Source organism: Allobosea sp. WAO, assembly GCF_001509835.1.
GTDB lineage: Bacteria > Pseudomonadota > Alphaproteobacteria > Rhizobiales > Beijerinckiaceae > Allobosea.
The window spans coordinates 307,494-326,751 of record NZ_JXTJ01000007.1 but is presented as its reverse complement, the minus strand read 5'-3'; the positions used below and the strand labels follow the sequence as shown (position 1 = coordinate 326,751).

At 67.5% G+C, this 19,258-nt stretch carries 11 protein-coding genes; 4 read left to right on the top strand and 7 right to left on the bottom strand.

The genetic code is table 11. The features are described from left to right. Nucleotides 1-507 precede the first annotated feature (507 nt). The 7 genes from DK26_RS13935 to DK26_RS13905 form a co-directional block, all read right to left on the bottom strand. Complete coding sequence (locus tag DK26_RS13935) at nt 508-4,731, bottom strand: autotransporter domain-containing protein (RefSeq protein ID WP_157089650.1); 4,224 nt, start codon at nt 4,729-4,731, stop codon at nt 508-510. Nucleotides 4,732-4,850: 119 nt separating this feature from the next. Then, the gene (locus tag DK26_RS29860; RefSeq protein ID WP_066473305.1) at nt 4,851-7,040 is read right to left on the bottom strand and encodes an autotransporter-associated beta strand repeat-containing protein; all 2,190 of its coding nucleotides are present in this window, start codon (nt 7,038-7,040) and stop codon (nt 4,851-4,853) included. Between the two features lie 750 nt (nt 7,041-7,790). Beyond that, nucleotides 7,791-10,079: a glycoside hydrolase family 31 protein gene (locus DK26_RS13925; protein ID WP_083533222.1), complete on the bottom strand. Its 2,289-nt coding sequence runs from the start codon at nt 10,077-10,079 to the stop codon at nt 7,791-7,793. A gap of 20 nt (nt 10,080-10,099) precedes the next feature. Next, nucleotides 10,100-11,167: a sn-glycerol-3-phosphate ABC transporter ATP-binding protein UgpC gene (gene ugpC / locus DK26_RS13920; protein WP_066473303.1), complete on the bottom strand. Its 1,068-nt coding sequence runs from the start codon at nt 11,165-11,167 to the stop codon at nt 10,100-10,102. Then, nucleotides 11,167-12,219, bottom strand: a complete 1,053-nt coding sequence (locus tag DK26_RS13915; protein ID WP_066473300.1) for a carbohydrate ABC transporter permease — start codon at nt 12,217-12,219, stop codon at nt 11,167-11,169. Before DK26_RS13915 ends, ugpC begins: the two co-directional genes overlap by 1 nt. Further along, entirely contained in the window at nt 12,216-13,166 is a 951-nt protein-coding gene (locus DK26_RS13910) for a sugar ABC transporter permease (protein WP_248309978.1), read from the bottom strand. The genes DK26_RS13915 and DK26_RS13910 overlap by 4 nt, the downstream gene beginning before the upstream one ends. An 83-nt stretch (nt 13,167-13,249) precedes the next feature. Next, a complete protein-coding gene (locus DK26_RS13905; protein WP_066473292.1) occupies nt 13,250-14,527 on the bottom strand; it encodes an extracellular solute-binding protein in 1,278 nt (425 codons plus the stop codon). A 163-nt stretch (nt 14,528-14,690) separates the two neighbouring features. On the opposite strand from DK26_RS13905, the gene DK26_RS13900 reads away from it, so the two are divergent. From DK26_RS13900 to DK26_RS13885, 4 genes are all read left to right on the top strand, one after another. Then, nucleotides 14,691-15,746 (top strand): LacI family DNA-binding transcriptional regulator, encoded by a 1,056-nt coding sequence (locus tag DK26_RS13900; RefSeq protein WP_066473290.1) that lies wholly within the window; start codon nt 14,691-14,693, stop codon nt 15,744-15,746. Nucleotides 15,747-16,013: 267 nt separating this feature from the next. Then, nucleotides 16,014-16,598 carry an ANTAR domain-containing protein gene (locus tag DK26_RS13895; protein WP_066473286.1) on the top strand — a complete coding sequence of 195 codons (585 nt, stop codon included), beginning with the start codon at nt 16,014-16,016 and terminating at the stop codon, nt 16,596-16,598. After that, nucleotides 16,595-17,641: a CmpA/NrtA family ABC transporter substrate-binding protein gene (locus tag DK26_RS13890; RefSeq protein WP_066473284.1), complete on the top strand. Its 1,047-nt coding sequence runs from the start codon at nt 16,595-16,597 to the stop codon at nt 17,639-17,641. The genes DK26_RS13895 and DK26_RS13890 overlap by 4 nt, the downstream gene beginning before the upstream one ends. A gap of 309 nt (nt 17,642-17,950) precedes the next feature. Further along, entirely contained in the window at nt 17,951-19,255 is a 1,305-nt protein-coding gene (locus DK26_RS13885) for a CmpA/NrtA family ABC transporter substrate-binding protein (RefSeq protein ID WP_066473282.1), read from the top strand. The last annotated feature ends 3 nt before the right edge of the window (nt 19,256-19,258 follow it).

Here is a 19,258-nt window from a genome sequence, read left to right as displayed (position 1 = left end):
GTTGTGGCGGCCTGCCGCTAAACGCGCGTTCCCCGCGTTCCCTATCGCGTTCCCCAACTCTGTTCAGCGGCTGTTCTCGCCGCCTCGGTGGGCGATTCGGGCCTTCGCCACTGTCGGGCTCTTTCCGATGGCGCCGCGCGAATAGCGGGAGCGCGTCGACACCTTTGCAGCCGGACGTTCGCCGAAAGCGCCGGCAGGCGACCCAACCCGGTCATTTGCGATGGTCGAGCCTTGGGGGGCGGCCCCGCGCCACAAGCTGTCGTCGGCAGTTTGCCAGCACGCCGACATGCGGGACATAAGTCGCGACCTGATGCTGGTCGCGCTGGCGCGCTGCGGATGGCGAAGTCACGCGAACCGGCAATGTTTTCATGGGTCGCGAGCTCTTCGGACGATCAGCGCGCGCGGCTCGCCCTATACTTCCGCGCCCGTGCAGGACTCGGCTGAAACGACAGCGCCGCCCAAGGGCGGCGCTGTCTGATCATTGGGCGCGTATCGCGTCGACTGCGCTCAGAACCTCACCGCGAGGTTCGCCTTGAAGGCGTGGTCCTGAGCGTCCTTGGCCATCTGTCCGGTGTAGGAGACGCCGAGCGTCGCGCCCTTGCCGATGGCGAGGTCGAGGCCGGCTTCCACCAGCGCGGCGTTCCGCGCGATCGGTAGGCCGGATACCGCGAAGGCGTTCGAGCCCGAGAAGGCCAGCGTCGCCACCGGATTGACGTCGCCGAAGGCGTGGCGCCAGGCCAATGCGCCGCGCAATGTTAGGTCCATGCCGCCCAGCATGAGGCTGGTCGATGCGCGCAGGCCGAGCGTCGAATAGCCGACGCTGGTATCGTCGCCGCGGCCGGAGAGCGCCGCCAACCCGCCGATCTCGCGCAAGCCGTCCGTCTGCAGGTTGACATAGGCCAGGCCGGCGAAGGGCTCGAGCGCGATCCGCGCGAGATCGAAGCGATAGCCAAGCTCGCCGAAGATCTGCGCCGTGCCCGCCTGATAATCGCCGGTCAGCCGTTCACCGAATCCGGCGAAGGAGACAGTGCGCCGGGTCGAGACGTCGTGCCAGGTATAGCTCGCGCCGGTGCGCAGGCCGAACGCACCCCATTGCCCGCCGCCATATACGCCGAGATGGTAATTGTCGCTCTCGCCGGAGGCCAGCAGGCCATTCGTTTTGAACTCGCTGTGGCTGTAGCCGGCGAGGACACCGATACGCATCGTATCGAACACGGCCATGTCGGCGCCGACCATCAGGCCGCCGGTCGAGCGCGTCAGCTTCGAGGCGTTGCCGTCGCCGTCGATCCGCCCCCAGGAGCCGTAGCCCTGCCCCCAGACCGCGAAACGGTCGGTGCGCGGCAGCGGCATCGGGCCCTTCACGGCCGGCGCCAGATCGGCGGTGAAGCCGTAGTTCAGCGTCGCCATCGGGGCGGCGCCGACCGTGCCGAAGGCCGAGCGCAGCCGGTCGATCGCGGTGGTGCGCAGCGCACCGCTCTCCTCGGCCAGCGCGGTCTGGGTCGAAGCATGGATCTCGCCCGAGAGCTGGCCGAAGGCGGTGCGCGCCGAGGCGGCATCGAGCATCAGCAGGCTGTTGTAGAGCGCGAGCGTGCCGCCAACCTGCGGCAGCGTGTTCAGCGCCAGCGCCGTGACGTACTGGTTGCGGGTCTGCGCCACCGTCTGGAAGATCACGGGGGCCGTGCCGGCGCCGGGATCGGCAGCCGGATCGCCCTGCTTCACCTTGATGGAGATGCCGGCCTCGCCGGTACGCGGATCGAGGCCGAGATCGAGGAAGGCCGACGTGCTCGTTACCGCCGTGAAACCGCCATTGATCCCGCCGGTCGCGCTGATGAGCGCATAGCGCTGGCCCGCCTGGTAGCTGGTCTGCGGGTCGAGCGCGGAGATCGTGACGCTGCTGCCGGTCAGCGTCGCCTGGCCGGTGACGATGATGCGGTCGGTGATGCCGTTGCCGCCGATCTCGGCGGCGAAGGTCGAGCCCGGCGCCATCACGAGATCGCCGTCGATCGTGATCGTGCCGATGGAGTTGCCGGGCGCCAGCGTGCCGCCGGATCTGACCGTCGTCGGGCCGACCGTGCCGTTGCCGCCGAGCTCGGCGCCGGAGAGCACCGTGACGGCGGAGCGCGACAGCGAGCCGTTGACCGAGAGCCGGCCGGCGGCGACCGTTGTCGCGCCGGTCAGCCCGCTCGTTCCGGTCAGCTTGAGGTCGCCGGCGCCGGTCTTGGTGAAACTGCCGCTGCCATCGATCGCATTGGCGAAGATGGCGAGGCTGGGCTGATCGATCACCAGCGCGCCATTGTTCAGGATCGTACCGCGGCCGAAGCTCGCCGCGGAGCCGGTTAGCGTACCCTTGGCGATCGTGGTGCCGCCGGTATAGCTGTTGCTGCCGGAGAGGGTCAGGGAGCCGGCGCCGAGATGCGCAACCGCGCCGCTGCCCGAGATCACGCCAGAGAAGCTGACGGCGTCCGAGCGATCGAAGGCGAGCCTGCCGTTATTGACGACATTGCCGGCGATCGAGCCCGTAGTGCCGCCGGCGCCGACCTTGAGCGTGCCGGAGGCGATCGTCGTGCCACCGGTGTAGCTGTTGCCGCCGGTCAGGGTCAGCGTGCCGTCGCCCAGGTGCGCAAGCGCGCCGCCGCCGGAGATCGCGCCGGCGAAGGTGACCGCGTCCGAACGGTCGAAGGCGAGCGTGCCGTCATTGACGACGTCGCCCATGATCGAGCCCGTGGTGCCGCCGGCGCCGATCTGCAGCGTGCCGCCGGTGATCGTGGTGCCGCCGGTATAGGTGTTTGTCCCGCTCAGGATCTGCGTGCCGGCGCCGGCCTTGACCAGTGCCAGCGCGCGGTCGCCGGGCTCGCCGTCGATGATCGTCCCGGTGAAGTTCGCCGAGCCGGTGGGCGGCGCGAAGGTCAATGTGCCGGAGGCCGTGGCGCTGCCATTGGCGACGACGCCGCTGCCCGAGAGCGAGCGCACGGTGACGGTATGGCCATCGGCCATCAGTGCCGCATTGGCGGCGGCCAGCGTCACGTCCGAGTTCGCTGAGAAGGCGCCGTTGGAGGCCGCTGTCAAGGTCACGCCGGCGCCGACCGAAGTGGCGCCACTGTAGCTGTTGCTGCCGCCGAGCACGGCCGCGCCGATATGGCTGTCGCTGTTGACGAAGGCGAGCGTGCCGCCGGCAGCGCTGCCGTCTGCAATGCTGCCGGACAGGGTGACCACCTGGCCGTTGACGTCGAGCGTGCCGCCGGTGGCATTGACCGCCACGGCATTGGCGAAGTCGTTGATGAAGCTCGTGCCGGCGCGGAGGGTGCCGCCGTCGAACGTCAGTCTGCCGGTGCCGAGCGCAGCGGCGCTGCCGGCCTGCAGTACGCCGGCGGAGATGGTGGTGCCGCCGGAATGGGTGTTGGGTCCCGACAGGACGAGCGTTCCGCTGCCGAGCTTGGTCAGGCTGCCCAGGCCCACGACGGAGCCGCCGAGCTCGAGTTCCGTGCTGGCCGCGACATCGACGCTGCCGGCGCCGTCGAGCGTCACCGGGCGGAACATGGCGAAGCTTGCCGTCGTCGCCAATGTGCCGCCGTTGAAGGTCAGGCCTGCGGCGGCATCGCCGAGGTTCTCGTTCCGCGAGACCGAGAGCGTGCCGGCATTGATGATGGGACCGCCGGTATAGCTATTGGCCGCGCTGAGCACGATCGTGCCGCCGCCGGTCTTCATCAGGCTGCCGCCGCCCTGGATGCCGGCGTTGATCGTCGCCGAAAGGCCTGTGTCGACGCGCAGCTCGGTGCCGGCCGCCGAGATCAGCAGCGCGCCCGGGCCGTTCAGAACATAGCCGTTCGTGCCGAATTGCAGCCCGGCGATCTGCTGGTTGGTCGCGATCGTCACCGTGCCGCCGGCTGCCCCGGCGAACACCGCCGTCAGGTCGTTCCAGGTCGTGTCGATGCTGCCGGAGGTGTTGGTCCAGTTCCTGCCGGCCGCGTTCCAGATGCCGCTGCCGCCATGGACGGTGCCGTTGGCAGTGGTGGTGGTGCCGTTCCAGTACTGCAGCGTCGCGGTGGTGGTGATCAGGTTGATCTGGCCCGTGGTCGTCGTATCCACGCGGAAATCATAGCCCGTGGGCACGATGCCGAAGACCAGGCCGCTGTCGATCAGCGCCCCGCCATAGTTGAACAGCCGGTAGGTGCCGTTGCTGAATCCCGATTGCGGCGAGAGGTCGAGCACGCCGTCGAACTTGAGGTTGCCGGTGACCTCGATGAGGTCGTTGACCCCGCTGCCGACAGTGCCTGGCGTGCCGAGCTCGTAGGAGAGCCGCGACGTGTCGTTCAGCACGAGCGAACCGACGGTGAGCGTGCCCGGGCTCGAGCCCGGCGCCAGGATGCCGCCGCCGGAAACCGTCACCGCGCCCGCGATGCTGCCCGAGCCAGCCAGCGTCGCGCCAGAGGCGACGGTAACCGCCGAGCTGCTCAGCGCGCTCTCGACCCGCAGCGTACCGCCCGCGACCGAGGTCGCGCCCGTGTAACTGTAGGAGGCGCCTGCCAGCGTCTGAGTGCCCGAGCCCTGCTTGACGAGGCCGCCCGTGCCAGTGATCGAGCCGGCGAAGCTCTGGTTGCTCGCGTCGCCGAGGGTTAGCGTGTTGGCACCGAGCGCGACGGTGGTGCCGGCGACGCCGGACAGCGCGCCGATGGTCTGGCTCGCACCCGCGGCGCTGATGTCGAAGCCGGCGCCCGCAGCTCCGAGTTGCACGGCCCCAGTTGCGGCGAGGCTGCCGCCGGCGCCGAGAGCCAACGTGCCGGCATTGATGGTCGTGCCGCCCGTATAGGTGCTGGCGCCGGCCAGGGTCTGCGTGCCAGTGCCCTGCTTGATCAGGCCACCCGTGCCGCCGATGCTGCCGCCGAAGGACTGGCGCGCCGCCCAAGCTCAGCGTATTGGCGCCGAGCGAGATGGTGGCGCCGGCGACGCCGGACAGTGCGCCGATCGTCGGGTTCGCGCCTGCGGCGCTGATGTCGAAGGAGGTGCCCACACCGGCGAGATTGACGGCGGCGCCGCTCGCCAGGCTGCCGCCAGCGCCGAGGGCCAGCGTGCCGGCATTGATGGTCGTGCCGCCGGTATAGGTGTTCGCGCCAGTCAGGGTCTGCGTGCCCGTGCCCTGTTTGATAAGACCGCCCGTGCCACCAATGCTGCCGCCGAAGGACTGGCGCGCCGCCCAAGCTCAGCGTGTTGGCGCCGAGCGCGACGGTGGTCCCGGCGACGCCGGCCAGTGCGCCGATCGTCGGGTTCGCGCCTGCGGCGCTGATGTCGAAGGAGGTGCCCACACCGGCGAGATTGACGGCGCCGCCGCTCGCCAGGCTGCCGCCGGCGCCGAGGGCCAGCGTGCCGGCATTGATGGTCGTGCCGCCGGTATAGGCATTCGCGCCGGTCAGGGTCTGCGTGCCCGCGCCCTGCTTGGTGATACCCCCGGTGCCGCCGATCGAGCCGCCGAAGGTCTGGTTGGTCGCGCCGCCGAGGGTCAGCCCGGTGGTGCCGAGCGAGATGGCCGTGCCGGCGACGCCGGACAAGGCACCGATGGTCTGGCCCGCCCCCGCAGCGCTGATGTCGAAGCTCGTGCCGGCCGTGGCGAGATTGACGGCGCCGCCGCTGGCCAGACTGCCGCCTGCCCCGAGCGCCAATGTCCCGGCAGTGATGGTCGTGCCGCCGGTGTAGGTGTTCGTGCCGGTCAGCGTCTGGGTGCCCCAGTCCTGCTTGACGATAGCGCCCGTGCCGGAGATCGAGCCGCCGAAGGTCGCGTTTGCCGCCGAGCCGAGGGTCAGACTGTTGGCGCCGAGCGTGACGGAGGTGCCGGCGACGCCGGACAGGGCGCCGATGGTCTGGACCGCGCCCGAAGCGCTGATGTCGAACGAGGCACCCGCACCGGCGAGATTGACGGCGCCGCCGCTGGCCAGGCTTCCGCCTGCGCCGAGCGCCAGCGTGCCGGCATTGATGACCGTGTCACCAGTATAGGTGTTCGCGCCGGTCAGGGTCAGCGTCCCGGCGCCGGTTTTCGTCAGGCCGCCCGCACCGGAAAGCACGCCCGACAGCACGTAGCTGTTTGACGCCTTGCCTGTCAGGCCGCCCGAGCCGATCGCGATCGCATTGGTCAGATTGAGGCCCGCCACGGACGAATCCAGGCCGCCGCCATCGGCCTGGATCGTGAGCGATCCGAAAGGCGCAGCGCTGCCGACCATCGCAGTGCCACCCATGAGGCTGACCGAGGATGCCGTCGTCGCGCCGGTCAGCGACCAGTCGCCGTTCTGGATCTGGAGCGTGTCGAAGTTGATGTAGTTGCCGAGCGTGAGCGAGCCCGTCGGCTGGCCGGGGTCCCGACCGAGGACGAGGGTGTTGGCCCCCCCGAGCCCGCCATCGACGATGCCGGCCGCCGCGAAACCTATGCTGACGCCGGGGAGGCCGACTACGCCGAGGGCATTGCCGTTGGAGCCTGAACCAGCAGAGACCGAGGATCCGGTGAGCGCCGTGAATGTGTTGGTCGCGCCGGCACCCAGCGACACGCCGCCCGTGATCGTACCCGCATTGGTGAAGCTGTTGCCCTGGCCGGGCGTTCCGGGGGCCTGGAAGGCGACCCGACCGTTGATCGTCGCGCCGGCGTTGTTGGTGAAGCTGACCTGCCCGCCGCCATAGGCCGCGACGACAGGCATGTCGCCAGTGGCAACCGTGAGACCGGCAAGCGCGGACGAGCGGATCAGACCGCTGTTCGTGATGGTCGAAGTGCCGCCTGTCCCGTTCTGCAGCGTGAGGGCCATGCCGGTCAGTCCGCTCAGGTTCACCCCGAGAAGGCCGGAGGTACCTCCCAGCGTAGCGCCGCTGTTGTTCGTCACCGAGACAGTGCTGACGCTTGCATTGCCGACCACGAGACCGGAGGACAGGATCGAGAGCTGGCCCAGAAGCATCGGATCGACGGTGCCGCTGTTGGTCAGCGACACGTTGCTTCCGGTAAAGCTCATCGCGGTCCCGCCCACGCCAAGCAGCACGCCGATGCTTGCGCCGGGGTTGATGGTCACAGTGAGGTTGTTTCCAGGGCGCGAATAGGATGGTGCCAAGGGGTTGGCAGCACCGCTGCAGGTGACGTTCGCGCCCGCAAGGATGCACGCAGCCTGGGCATCAGTCGTGCCTGCCGCGGAAAAGCCGCAGAGAAGAGCTGCGACCGACACCGAATGCACGAACCGCGATTTGGGAGGAATCCGCCGGCGGACCGCCGGCTGCTCGCACTTCGCCACTTCAGAAGTCTTCATGTCGCAGTGCCGCATAGCCGAATCGCCAGTCAATCTCACGGCGACGCTAGAGCGGGCCGAGTCCATGACAAAAGGTCACGCAAGAACGCTTCGCATGACTGCGCACACTTCTTGGGCAATAGTGTCTTCCGCGACACATTTCGACGCGCGCGCTGACGTCCGTCGGCATAGGCTTCCAGGAACATGGCGCGATTTGACGGAGGCGCAGGTCATTTCGGGGCAATTCGCAGGCGTGAACTCGCGAACGCCGAACGCACTCTAGGAGACCTGTGCGCGGGTTGGGGCAGACGGTGCCCTTGATGACCCATTCCATTGGGCTTTCCGGGGGAGAGAGCGGCAATGGCGCATCGTTCGATCGGTCAAGCGCGGCCTGATCGCGAGAAGGACAATGCAATCGGCGTCAAAAAACCGGCATCAAGCGGGTCGGAAACAGCCATGTCCTCGCCGGCTACCCCGACCCGCGATCAGCTCTCCTGCATGCTCGTCGCAGAAGCTTGCCGATGCCCGGGCGACCTCTCTCTATCGATAATCGCCTGATTCGATGTCCAGGATATCAATGCTGTCGACCGAGCCTGTGCCGCGTTGTCCCTGTTCGATCACGAGTTCGCCGCCGCGGACCACGAAGCGGATCGAAGTAGAGCCCTCACCACGCCAATCGGCGGTCTCGCCATCATCCTCGTAGAGTTCGCCAGTGGCTCCTTCGACGAGGCCACATACCAGTAGCCCGCGCCAATTGTCCGTCTGCGCGCGATTTCCGAGCGGGATCAGCGCCCCGGCGCGCAGGAAGAGCGGCAGGCGCCCGAGCGGCGCATCGACCGTGACGACGGCCCCGCCCGGATGATGCGCGCCGCTATGCCAGTCGTACCAGCCGCCTTCATGCACCGGCAGGTAGACAGAGCGCTCGCGTGCCCCTTCCTCCAGCACCGGCGCGACCAGCACGTCCGGGCCGAGCATGAAGACGTCGCCGACCGCAACCGCCGCCGCATCCTGCGGGAAGTCGTAGAACAGCGGGCGCACGGCCGGTATGCCGTCGCGGCTCGCCCGCCACATCTGGGTGTAGAGATAGGGCATCAGCCGGTAGCGCAGCGAGATCGCCTCGCGCACCTGCGGGATCATCTCCGGATACATCCAGGGCAGGTTGACGACGCCGTCATCGTTCCAGGAGTTCATCACCATGCGCGGCCAGAGCGCGCAGAACTCGTTGAAGCGGACGAACAGCTCGGGGCCGGGCGTCGGCCCATGGAAGCCGCCGACATCATGGCCGATCGAGAACATGCCCGACAGGCTCATATTGAGCCCCTGCGTCAGGTTGTAGCGCAGCGTCTTCCAGGCGGTCTCGTTGTCGCCGGACCAGGTCTGGGCATAGCGCGAGATGCCGGCGCAGCCTCCGCGCGTGATCGCATATTGCCGCTTGCCCGGCTCGCGCGCGGCTTGCGCCTCATAGGAGAGCTTGGTCATCAAGAGCGGCTGCGCCGGGCGGGCCAGCGCCTGCCGGAAGGGGCGGCCGTCGCCATCACAGACGGCGTCCTCGTCCCAGATCTCGTATTCGTTGTTGTCGTTCCAGACCGTGGTGAAGCCGTGGTCGAGCAGCGCGCTCTCGATGCCGGCGCGCCACCAGGCCCGGCCCTTCGGGTTGGTGAAGTCGATATGGAAGCCGAGCCCGTCCCAGAACTGCGCCACGGCCGGCTCGCCGGTCTTGGAGTCCTTGACCAGGAAGCCCTGCTCCAGCGCCTCGTTCAGGCGCGGATGGTCGTCGAGCAGGCAGGGCTTCAGATTGGCGACGGTGTGCATGCCGGCGTCGTTCAGCCGCTTCATCGTGCCCTTCGGATCCGGGAACTTGTCGCGGTTCCAGTTGAAGGCGTAGCGGCGATGGCCGATCTGGGTATAGCCCGAGCCGAAATGGAAGCTGTCGCAGGGGATGGCGTGCTTGCGGCACTTGGCGACGAAGTCGCTGATCCTTGCGTCGGCATCGGGAGCATCGGCGATCGCCATCGAGGTCACGCCGAAGCCGAAGGACCAGCGCGGCGCGAAAGCCTGGCCGCCGGTCAGCCAGGAAAAGCGCCTGACGACATCAGGCACCGTCGGGCCGGCCATGACATAGTAGTCGAGATCGCCATCGTCGCCTTTCCAGGAGCGGAACAGGCCATGGTAATTATCGAGCGTGCAGCCGAGATCGACGCTGCCGGTCGAGAGGTTGTCGTAGAAGACGCCATGGGCGCCCGCCTTCCCGTCGACGATGAAGAAGGGCAGCATCTTGTAGAGCGGGTCTGAAAGCTCGGCATCGAAGCCGCAGGGGTCGACCGCGTCGATGGCAAAGCGCCGTCCGGTCCGGTCGAGCGGGCCGGCTTTGTCGCCGAGCCCGTAATGCCGCTCGGCATAGTCGCGCGCCATGAAATGGGCGAGCGCGCCGGTCCGCGGCGAGATCAGATAGGCCTGTGTCGTGCGATCCTGCAGGAAGGAAGTGGCCTCGCCCTCGCGCCGCCAGGCGATGCCGAAGGGCGAGAGCGTCACCTCGGCGGAGAGGCCGCCGGCTGACAGCGTGACCTTGCCTTCATTCTCGCTGACGCTCGCCTGCGGGCAGGCAAAACCGGAAAGATCATCACGCGGACGCCCTTCATAAGGCGGCTCGAGCCCGCCCGGCGCGATCGACCAGCCGCGGTCGAGGCGGTAGCCGTCCTGCGGCTTCAGCGTCACCCGGCCGATATCGCCTTCGAGGATGCGGACAGCGATGGTCGCGCCGAGGCCGACATCGAACAAGGCGGCTTCGCCGTCGCGGCCGAGGTAGCGGCCTTGCGTCAGGGCTTTCATGGGATCTCTCTAGTCAGTCGTCAGGACCGGACAGCCCGGCCGTTCTCGTCGAACAGGTGCAGATGCTGCTGCGGGAAGGCGAGCGCGACGGCGGAGCCGCGCTGGTGCTCGCTCTGGCCGTCGAGCCGGAGCGTGATCTGCGGCAGGCCGCGCGAAGCGCCATAGAGATAGCTCTCGCCGCCGAGGCGCTCGACCAGCTCGATCGCGAGCGGCACGCCGCCATCCTGCGAAGCGAGCGCAAGGTGCTCCGGCCGAATGCCGAGCGTGACCGAGGCTCCCGCAGCAAGGCTCCCGGTCTGGCAGGGGATCTGGTGGCCGGCCTCGCCCAGCGCGACCGCGCCCGGCCTCACCACCTTGCCCGGCAGCAGATTCATGCGCGGCGAGCCGATGAAGCCGGCGACGAACAGGTTGTCCGGCCGGTTGTAGAGTTCGAGCGGCGTGCCGACCTGCTCGATCTTGCCGCCCTGCAGCACGACGATGCGATGCGCCAGCGTCATCGCCTCGACCTGGTCATGGGTGACGTAGATCATCGTGCCGCCGATCTCGGCATGGAGCGCGGCGAGCTCCTTGCGGGTGGCGACGCGCAGTTCGGCGTCGAGGTTCGAGAGCGGCTCGTCGAACAGGAAGATTTTTGGATCGCGCACAATGGCGCGGCCGATGGCGACGCGCTGGCGCTGGCCGCCGGAAAGCGCCTTGGGCTTGCGCTCGAGATAGTCGGTCAGGCGCAGCATGCCGGCGGCGCGCTTCACCCTTTTGTCGATCTCGTCGCGCTTGAAGCCCATGTTCTCCAGCGCGAAGGCCATGTTCGCGTAGACGCTCATATGCGGGTAGAGCGCATAGGACTGGAACACCATGGCGAGGCCGCGCTCGGAGGCCGGCAGCCCGGTGACATCGGTGCCGTCGATCGCGATCGTGCCGCCGGTGATGCTCTCCAGCCCGGCGATCGAGCGCAGCAGCGTCGACTTCCCGCAGCCGGAGGGGCCGACGAAGACGACGAACTCGCCATCGGCGACATCGAGGTCGATGCCGTGCAGCACCGTGGTCGCGCCATAGGCCTTGCGGACGCCGGAGAGGCTCAGTCCCGCCATTATTTCATTCCCGTATTGGCGATGCCGGTGGTGATGAAGCGCTGCAGGAAGACGAAGACCAGCGCGACCGGAAGCAAGGTCACCACCGTCATCGCGAGCAGGTAATGCCACTGCGTCTGCAATTCGCCCTGGAAGGCGTTGAGGCCGATCTGCAGCGTATAGGCCTCGGTCTTGGTCAGCACCGCGAGCGGCCAGAGGAACTCGTTCCAGCGCCACATGATCGAGAAGATCGCGAGCACGGCCAGCGCCGGCATGGCGAGCGGCATGACGATGCGCCAGTAGATCTGCCACTCCGAGGCCTTGTCCATGCGCGCCGCCTCGATCAGGTCGCGCGGCAGGGTCAGCATGTACTGGCGCAAGAGGAAGACGCCGGTCGGCGTCGCCGCCCCCGGCAGGATCACCGCCCAGAGCGAATTGACCAGGCCGAGCTTGGTGATGACGAGATAGACCGGCACCAGGATGATGGTGATCGGGATCATCAGCGTACCGATCACCATCAGCATCACCGCCGTCTTGCCGCGGAACTCGTAGATCGAGAGCGCATAGGCGGCCATCGAGTTGATCACCAGCGTGATCAGCGTCGCCACGACCGTGACGAAGACCGAATTCCAGAGGAAGCGCATGAAGGCGAAGCGCTCCAGCGGCTCGGTATAGTTCTCGGTCGCGAGCTTGAACTCGCGCACCGGGGTGCGTTTGTCGATCGGCACGCGGATGCTCTGGCCGGGATTGGCGGGGTCGATCATTTGCGCCTGGATGCCGATGCGGCGGACTTGCGCCAGCACCCGTTTCGAGCCGTCCTCCATTGTCACTTCGAAGAGCGGCAGCGGCTGGGCATGGCCCTCGACCCGGACCTCTTTTTGCGACATCGGCAGCAGCGAGGGCGGGAATTCGAGCAGGCCGGCCTGCGTCTTGAACGAGGACAGTCCGAGCCAGAGCACGGGGCCGAACATCAGGACGACGCCGAGGGCGAGATAGCTGTAGGCGGCGATGTCGGTCCAGTGCCAGCGGCCGGGATTGCGGCGGGCCACCGCCATGCGGGCGAGCCTGTTCATGCCGCCCCCTTGCGGCGACTCGCCGCGAGCTGGAGGAGCGTCAACGCAAACAGCACGACGCCGAGCACGACCGAAGCGGCCGCCGCCAGGCCGAAATTCTGGACCTGGTTGGCGAAGGCGGTTTCATAGATGTAGTGCACCACCATCAGCGTCGCCGTACCGGGGCCGCCACCGGTCAAGACGAAGACTTCGTCGAAGGTCTGCACGCCGCGGATCAGCGCCAGCACGATCACGACGATCATGTTCGGCCAGAGCAATGGCAGGGTGATGCGCCAGAACACACGCCAGCGCGGCGTCGCATCCATCTCGGCGGCCTCGTAGAGGTCGGCCGGGATCGCCTGCAGGCCGGCGAGCAGGATCAGCGTGTAGAAGCCCATATGGGCCCAGATCGAGACGAAGACGATCCAGAACATCGCCCAGCTCGGATCGACCAGGAACAGGATGCGCTCGCCGCCGAGCGAGGTGATCGCGGCGTTGAGCAGGCCGTCGCGCTGCAGGATCCATTTCCAGGTCAGCGCCACCACCACCGGCGAGAGCAGCACCGGGAAGAAGTAGACGGCGCGGAAGAAGCCGCGCGCCCGGATCTTCATGTTCAGCACAACCGCCGTCAGCAGCGAGAACAGCACCATCGCCGTGACCTGGAAGACGGTGAAGCGGGCGGTGTTGGAAACGCCGCGCCAGAAATGATCCTCGCGGCAGGAGGAAGCGTCGAGGAAGGAGCCGCAATCGAAGAGATAGGCGTATTGCTGCGCCCCGACGAAGGGCCGCTCCGAGGGGAACAGCCCCGCCCCGCCCGTCACCGAGAAGATGAAGTTGATGATCAGCGGCAGGAAGACGAAGAGCGAGAAGAAGGCGAGATTGGGCAGGAGGAAGACATAGGCCATCCGCCGCTCGCCGATCAGCCGCTGCAGCGCCTGCATCGGCCAGTCGATCAGCCGCATCAGCATCGCGAGAGGCGCAGCGAAGAGGCTCGCTGCGCCAGCGCGCTCCGCTTGCGCCGTCGGGAGGGGAGCGTCGGAGGTCATCCGCCTTACTTCTTGCGCTCGGCGATCTGCTGGGCGATGTCGGATTCGATCCGCTTGAAGGCCTCGTCGAGGCTGCCCTCGCCCGAGATCGCCTGGCCGAGCCGGCTGATCACCGCGTTGAAGATCACGCGGTTGTTGACATAGCCCTGCAGCTGGTAGGCGACCGGCGAGAGCTGCGCGACCTGATCCGAGAACACCTTGAGCGCAGCCTTGGCAGGGGCGCTGGCGCCCTGATAGTCGAGCCCCTTCGCGGCGATGCCGAGATGGCCGGGCACGAACAGCGAGCGGGCATAGAACTCGCTCAGCACCGGCTCGCTGGCGAGATACTCCATCACCTTGGCGACGGCTTCCGGGCTCTTCGTCGTCTTGATCGCGACGAGGCCGGCTCCGCCAGGCATGCCCGAGCAGGCGGCGGCGCCGCAGGGGGCGGGAACCGCGATCCAGTCGAAGGCGTCGCCGACCGTCTTGTCGAACTGGGCGATCTGCCAGGAGCCCGACTGGTACATCACCACCTGGGCGTTCTTGAACTCGTCATTGGCGCCGCGATAGGCGGTGCCGGAGACCGAGCCCCAGAGCTCCTTCTTCATCACGCCGTTGTTGTGCCAGTCATAGACCAGCTTGGCACCGCGCTTGAAACCGTCATCGATCACCGCCGGCTCGCCTTTGGCGTCGAACACCTTGGCGCCCTCGGAGATCGCGACCGAGAAGAAGCGGTGGCCGGAGCGGTCCATCGCCAGCGGGAACGGCGCCTGGACCTTGGCGGCAACGTCCTTGACCGCCTTGCCCCATTCCTCCCAGGTCGCCTTGGCGCCCGGCATGGCGATGCTCGCCTGCTCGAACAGCGTCTTGTTGACGAAGGGGCCGGAGACGGTGAGCTGCGTCATGAAGCCGGTAATGGCGCTGTTGTCGCCCTCAGGGCGCATCCAGGGCAGGAACGGCCCGAAATTCTTCTCCCAATAGGCGGCGTCCTTGAGATGCGGGCGCAGGTCGAGTGCGTAGCGGGCGACGCCGCCGAGATCGACGACGCGGGCGATGTCCGGCCCTTGGCCGGAGGCGAGCTGGACGGGCAGGTTCTCGGTGATGGCTTTGTAGGGCACCTGGTCGAGCACGACCTTGATGTCCTTGTTCTGGGCCTCGAAGCGCTTGAGCAGGTCGGTGATGACCTCGCCTTCATTGCCGTCCGAGTACCAGGCGATGCGCACCGTCGTCTGCGCCTGCGCCAGGCCAGCGGCGAGGAGGCCCGCGGACAGAGCGAGCGCGGAAATCCAGTGTTTCCTCAACATGTGCGTTCTTCCCTTGACCGTTGCCGGCACTTCGCAAGGTGCCTAGACTGACATAAGGCAAACGTTTGCCGCACTTGTCAACGCAACCTGTGCGCGGCATGGCTGCAAGGCCGGCTCGACCCGGCCAGGCCTGATCAGGCCGGGGCAACAGGGAGGCCGATGCATGACCGCCACGCTCGCGCGCTTAGAGCCTGCCGCCGCCTCGCTCGCCACCGTCGCGCGCGAGGCCGGCGTCTCGGTCGCGACCGTCTCGCGCGTCGTCAACGGCAAGCGCGGGCGCGCCTCGGCCGACACGGTCGCGCGGGTCGAAGACGCGATCGCGCGGCTGGGCTATCGACCCAACCCGGTCGGGCAGGCTCTGAAGCGCCGGGCCAGCCGTATCGTCGCGATGCTGTCCTCCAATCTCGACAACCCGGCCATGGCGGCGATTGCGGTCTCGACCGAGGCCGCACTGCGCAATGCCGGCTATGTGACGATCCTGTGCGACACCCATGACCGGCCGGAGCTACAGGACGAATACCTGGACGCGATGCGCCGCCAGTTCGTCGCCGGCTATGTCATGGTCAGTGCGGTCCGCAGCCGCGGATTGCAGAAAGCGGTCCAGCGCGGCGATCCGCTGGTGTTCGTCGCCCGGCGTAGCCCTTTCGGCGGCGGCACATTCGTCGGCATCGACGATCGCCGCGCGGGAGCCGATGCCGCCGATTACATGCTGGCTCGCGGCATTGCTCGCCCGGCGGTCCTCATGGCCGCGCAGAACGCCTCGAGCACGGCTGAGCGGGCCGCCGGTTTCATCGCCCGGCTTGAGGAGTGCGGCATCCCGGCCGGCGCCGTCCGGCGCGTCGGCGCAGAGGGGCTGAATCATATCGAGGTCGGCTATGCCGCAGCGACCGCGCTCGCCTCGGCAGGCGGCTGGCCGGCCGGCATCTTCTGCGTCAGCGACCTGATCGCCTACGGAGCTTATCGGCTGGCGCGGGAGCACGGCATCGCTGTGCCGGAGGCCTGCTCGCTGGTCGGCGTCGATGGTAACGCGTTGAACGCGTGGCTGGCGCCCTGGCTGACCTCGATCAGGATTCCCTATGAGCAGTTCGGAGGCCACATCGTCTCGCAGCTTGGGCTGCTATGGGGCGGCGGTGCGGGTTCTCACGTTCATGTCGGCCATGGTCGTTTGAGCATCGCGGCCGCGCGCCCCGCAACGCATGACCCACTCACGCCGGAATGATGGCCCCATTGCAGGCATGATTGCCGGAGACGGCCCGCTGGCGAAGGCTAGCCAGTCTACCCGAACCCGGGCCAGAGGCCGAAAAGAGCCGACGCTGCGTCGTCGGGTCGATCGCGGTCGCTCGCGCCATTTTCCAGATTGACTGATCAGGCCTCGGCTTCGCTCGCGAGTGTCCGAAGTCACGCATTGTCGCCTGCGCGCCTTGTCGGCGCTCCCCTTCTGGCCCAAATCCTGCAGTGCCGTGGCATTGCTTCCGCACCGGGCGAGATGGCCAGCAGCATCAAAATCCTGATCGTCGATGCCAATCCGGTTCGCGCCGCGATCATCCAGGAAGGCCTGCGCGAGGCGGGCCCGCATGAGATCGTGCTGCTCGCAGGCACCAACGGCCTCGTCGCCGCCATCGAGCGGCACGATCCCGATGTCGTGGTCATCGACCTCGAGAATCCGAGCCGCGACGCGCTCGCCGACATGTTCCTGGTCAGCCGTCATGTGAAGCGCCCGATCACCATGTTCGTCGACCAATCCGACGAGGCCTCGATCGAGGAGGCGGTCGAGGCCGGGGTCTCCGCCTATATCGTCGACGGGCTGAAGAAGGAGCGGCTGAAACCGATCCTGCAGACCTGCATCAGCCGCTTCAACGCCTTTAGCCGCCTCCAGCAGGAACTCGACGAGGCCCGTTCGCAGCTCGACGACCGCAAGACGATCGACCGCGCCAAGGGCATCGTCATGCGGCTGAAGAGCCTGACCGAGGAGGAGGCCTATGCCCTCCTGCGCAAGACCGCGATGAACGAGAAGCGCAAGCTCGTCGACATCGCCCGTTCGATCATCACGGCCGCCGAGGTGCTGAAATGACGCTGCATCTGCGGGTCGGCTTCATGCCGCTGATCGATTCCGCGCTGATCGTCGCCGCCAAGGATGAGGGCTTCGCCGAGGTCGAGGGGCTCGATCTCGAACTGGTGCGCGAGGTCTCCTGGTCGAACCTGCGCGACAAGCTCAATGTCCGCCTGCTCGATGCTGCCCATATGCTCGGCCCGGCCGCGGTCGCGGCGACGCTCGGCATCGGCGGCGTCAGGGCGCCTATGGCGGTGCCGATCGCCCTCAACCTCGATGGCAGCGCCATCACCCTCTCGCTGCGGCGCTTCGAGGAGCTCGCGAGGCTGGCGCAGGGCGACCTCGCCAATCCCATGGTTTCGGCGGCGGCGCTCGCCGCCTTGGTCGCACGCCGCAAGGCTTCCGGCCTGCCGCAACTCACCTTCGCTGCGGTCTTCGGCTTCTCAAGCCATACCTATCTGCTCTGCGAATGGCTGGCGAAGGGTGGGCTGAAGCTCGGCGACGACATCCGCTTCGAGGTGGTGCCGCCGCCGCAGACGGTGGAGGCGTTGAGCAGCGGGCGCGTCGACGGTTTCTGCGCCGGTGCGCCCTGGAACGCTGCCGCGGTCGCCGCCGGCATCGGCGCCATGCTTCATTGCGGCGTCGATCTGCGCCGCGACTGCCCCGACAAGGTGCTGGCCTGGCGCGCCGACGATGCCGACCAACGCTCGAATGCGGTGGCACGGCTCAATGCCGCGATCCTGCGGGCCAGCGACTGGGTCGGCGATCCCGCCAATGGCGAGCGTCTCGCCCTTCACCTGTCGCGGCCGGACCGGCTGGCGCTGCCTGCCGAACTGATCGAGCCGGTGCTTCGCTTCAGCCTGAGCCAGGGGGGAGGCAGGCCACCGCGCAAGGTCGAGCGCTTCATTCGTTTCGACCGGGAGGCATTGAGGCCCAATCCCGCCCATGCCGACTGGATTTTGGCGCGCATGGAGGCGGCAGGGCAGGCCGCGCGAACGGCCGATATGCTCGCGCAGGCGCGGGCGATGTTCCGGCCTGCCCTATTTATGGACAGTTCCTCCTGATCGGAAGTTCTGCATAGTTTTTGTGCTGTCGCGGATAAATTGTGCGCCGCAGCATCATCGCGCGAAATGCCGGATTCCAGGGCACTCGCCTCCTAACACTTTGAGAGTCTGTCACTTTCACGGCCGTCCGGCAGTTGGCACGCTCCTTGTAGGCATTCCAGTGACGCGGCCAAGGCTGCCCGCGCCGATTTCCTGACCGAACGCACAGCAACGCCGCTGTCGAACGTGCCTGACCGGGTGCATTCGCGCGGCGTTTTTCGTTCCGGCTGCTCCCCGACTTCGATCCGGCATTCCCAAGCGAGGCGATTGATGAGCGAGACGATCGAGACAAGAGCTAAACCCAGCCGCCGCAAGCTGCTGCGGCTCTCGGGCGCCGCGGCGCTGCTGGGCGCAGCGCGGCTCGCGCTGCCCGCCGGCGCGTTCGCGCAAGGCGCCGGCCCGGAGGTCAAGGGCACACGCCTCGGCTACATCGCCCTGACCGACGCTTCGCCGCTGATCATCGCCAAGGAGAAGGGGCTCTTCGCCAAATACGGCCTGCCCGATATGGACATCGCCAAGCAGGCCTCCTGGGGCGCGACGCGCGACAACATGGCGCTCGGCTTCAAGAACAATGGCATCGATGGCGGCCACATCCTGCGGCCGAAGACGCATCTCTACGCCACCGGCAAGGTCATGCAGAACGGCCAGCCCCTGCCGATGTACACGCTGCTGAATCTCAACGAGGACGGCCAGGCGATCTCGGTCTCCAACGAGTACAAGGACCTGAACGTCCAGAAGGACGCCGCGCCGCTGAAGCAGGCCTTCGAGCGCAAGAAGGCCGCCGGCAAGGAACTGACCGCCGCCATGACCTTCCCGGGCGGCACCCACGATCTCTGGATCCGCTATTGGCTCGCCGCCGGCGGCATCGACCCCGACACCGACATCAAGGTCATCGTCGTGCCGCCGCCGCAGATGGTGGCGAACATGAAGGTCGGCACCATGGACTGCTTCTGCGTCGGCGAGCCCTGGAACGAGCAGCTCGTCAACCAGAACATCGGCTACACCGCGCTGACCACCGGCGAGCTCTGGGCCCGACACCCCGAGAAGATCCTCGGCATGCGCGCCGATTTCGTCGACGCCAATCCGAAGGCGACGCAGGCCATCCTGATGGCGGTGATGGAAGCCCAGCAATGGGCGGACAGGATGGAGAACCGCCAGGAACTGTCCGAGATTGTCGGCAAGCGGCAATGGTTCAACGTCCCGGTCGGCGACATCAACAAGCGCCTGCAGGGCGACATCAACTACGGCAATGGCCGCGAGGCCAAGGGCACCAAACTCTACATGAAGTTCTGGGGAGAGGGCGGCTCCTCCTCCTATCCCTGGAAGAGCCTCGACACCTGGTTCGTCGCGGAGAACATCCGCTGGGGCAAGTTCGAGCCGACGATCGCCATCAAGGCGCTGGTCGACAAGACCAACCGCGCCGATCTTTGGCGCGAGGCCGCCAAGGCGCTCGGGGTCGCCGGGGCCCCGACCGGCGACAGCCGCGGCGTCGAGACCTTCTTCGATGGCGTCAAGTTCGATCCGGCGGCGCCGCTCGACTATCTCAAGGCCCTCAAGATCAAGCGGGTCGCCTGAGCC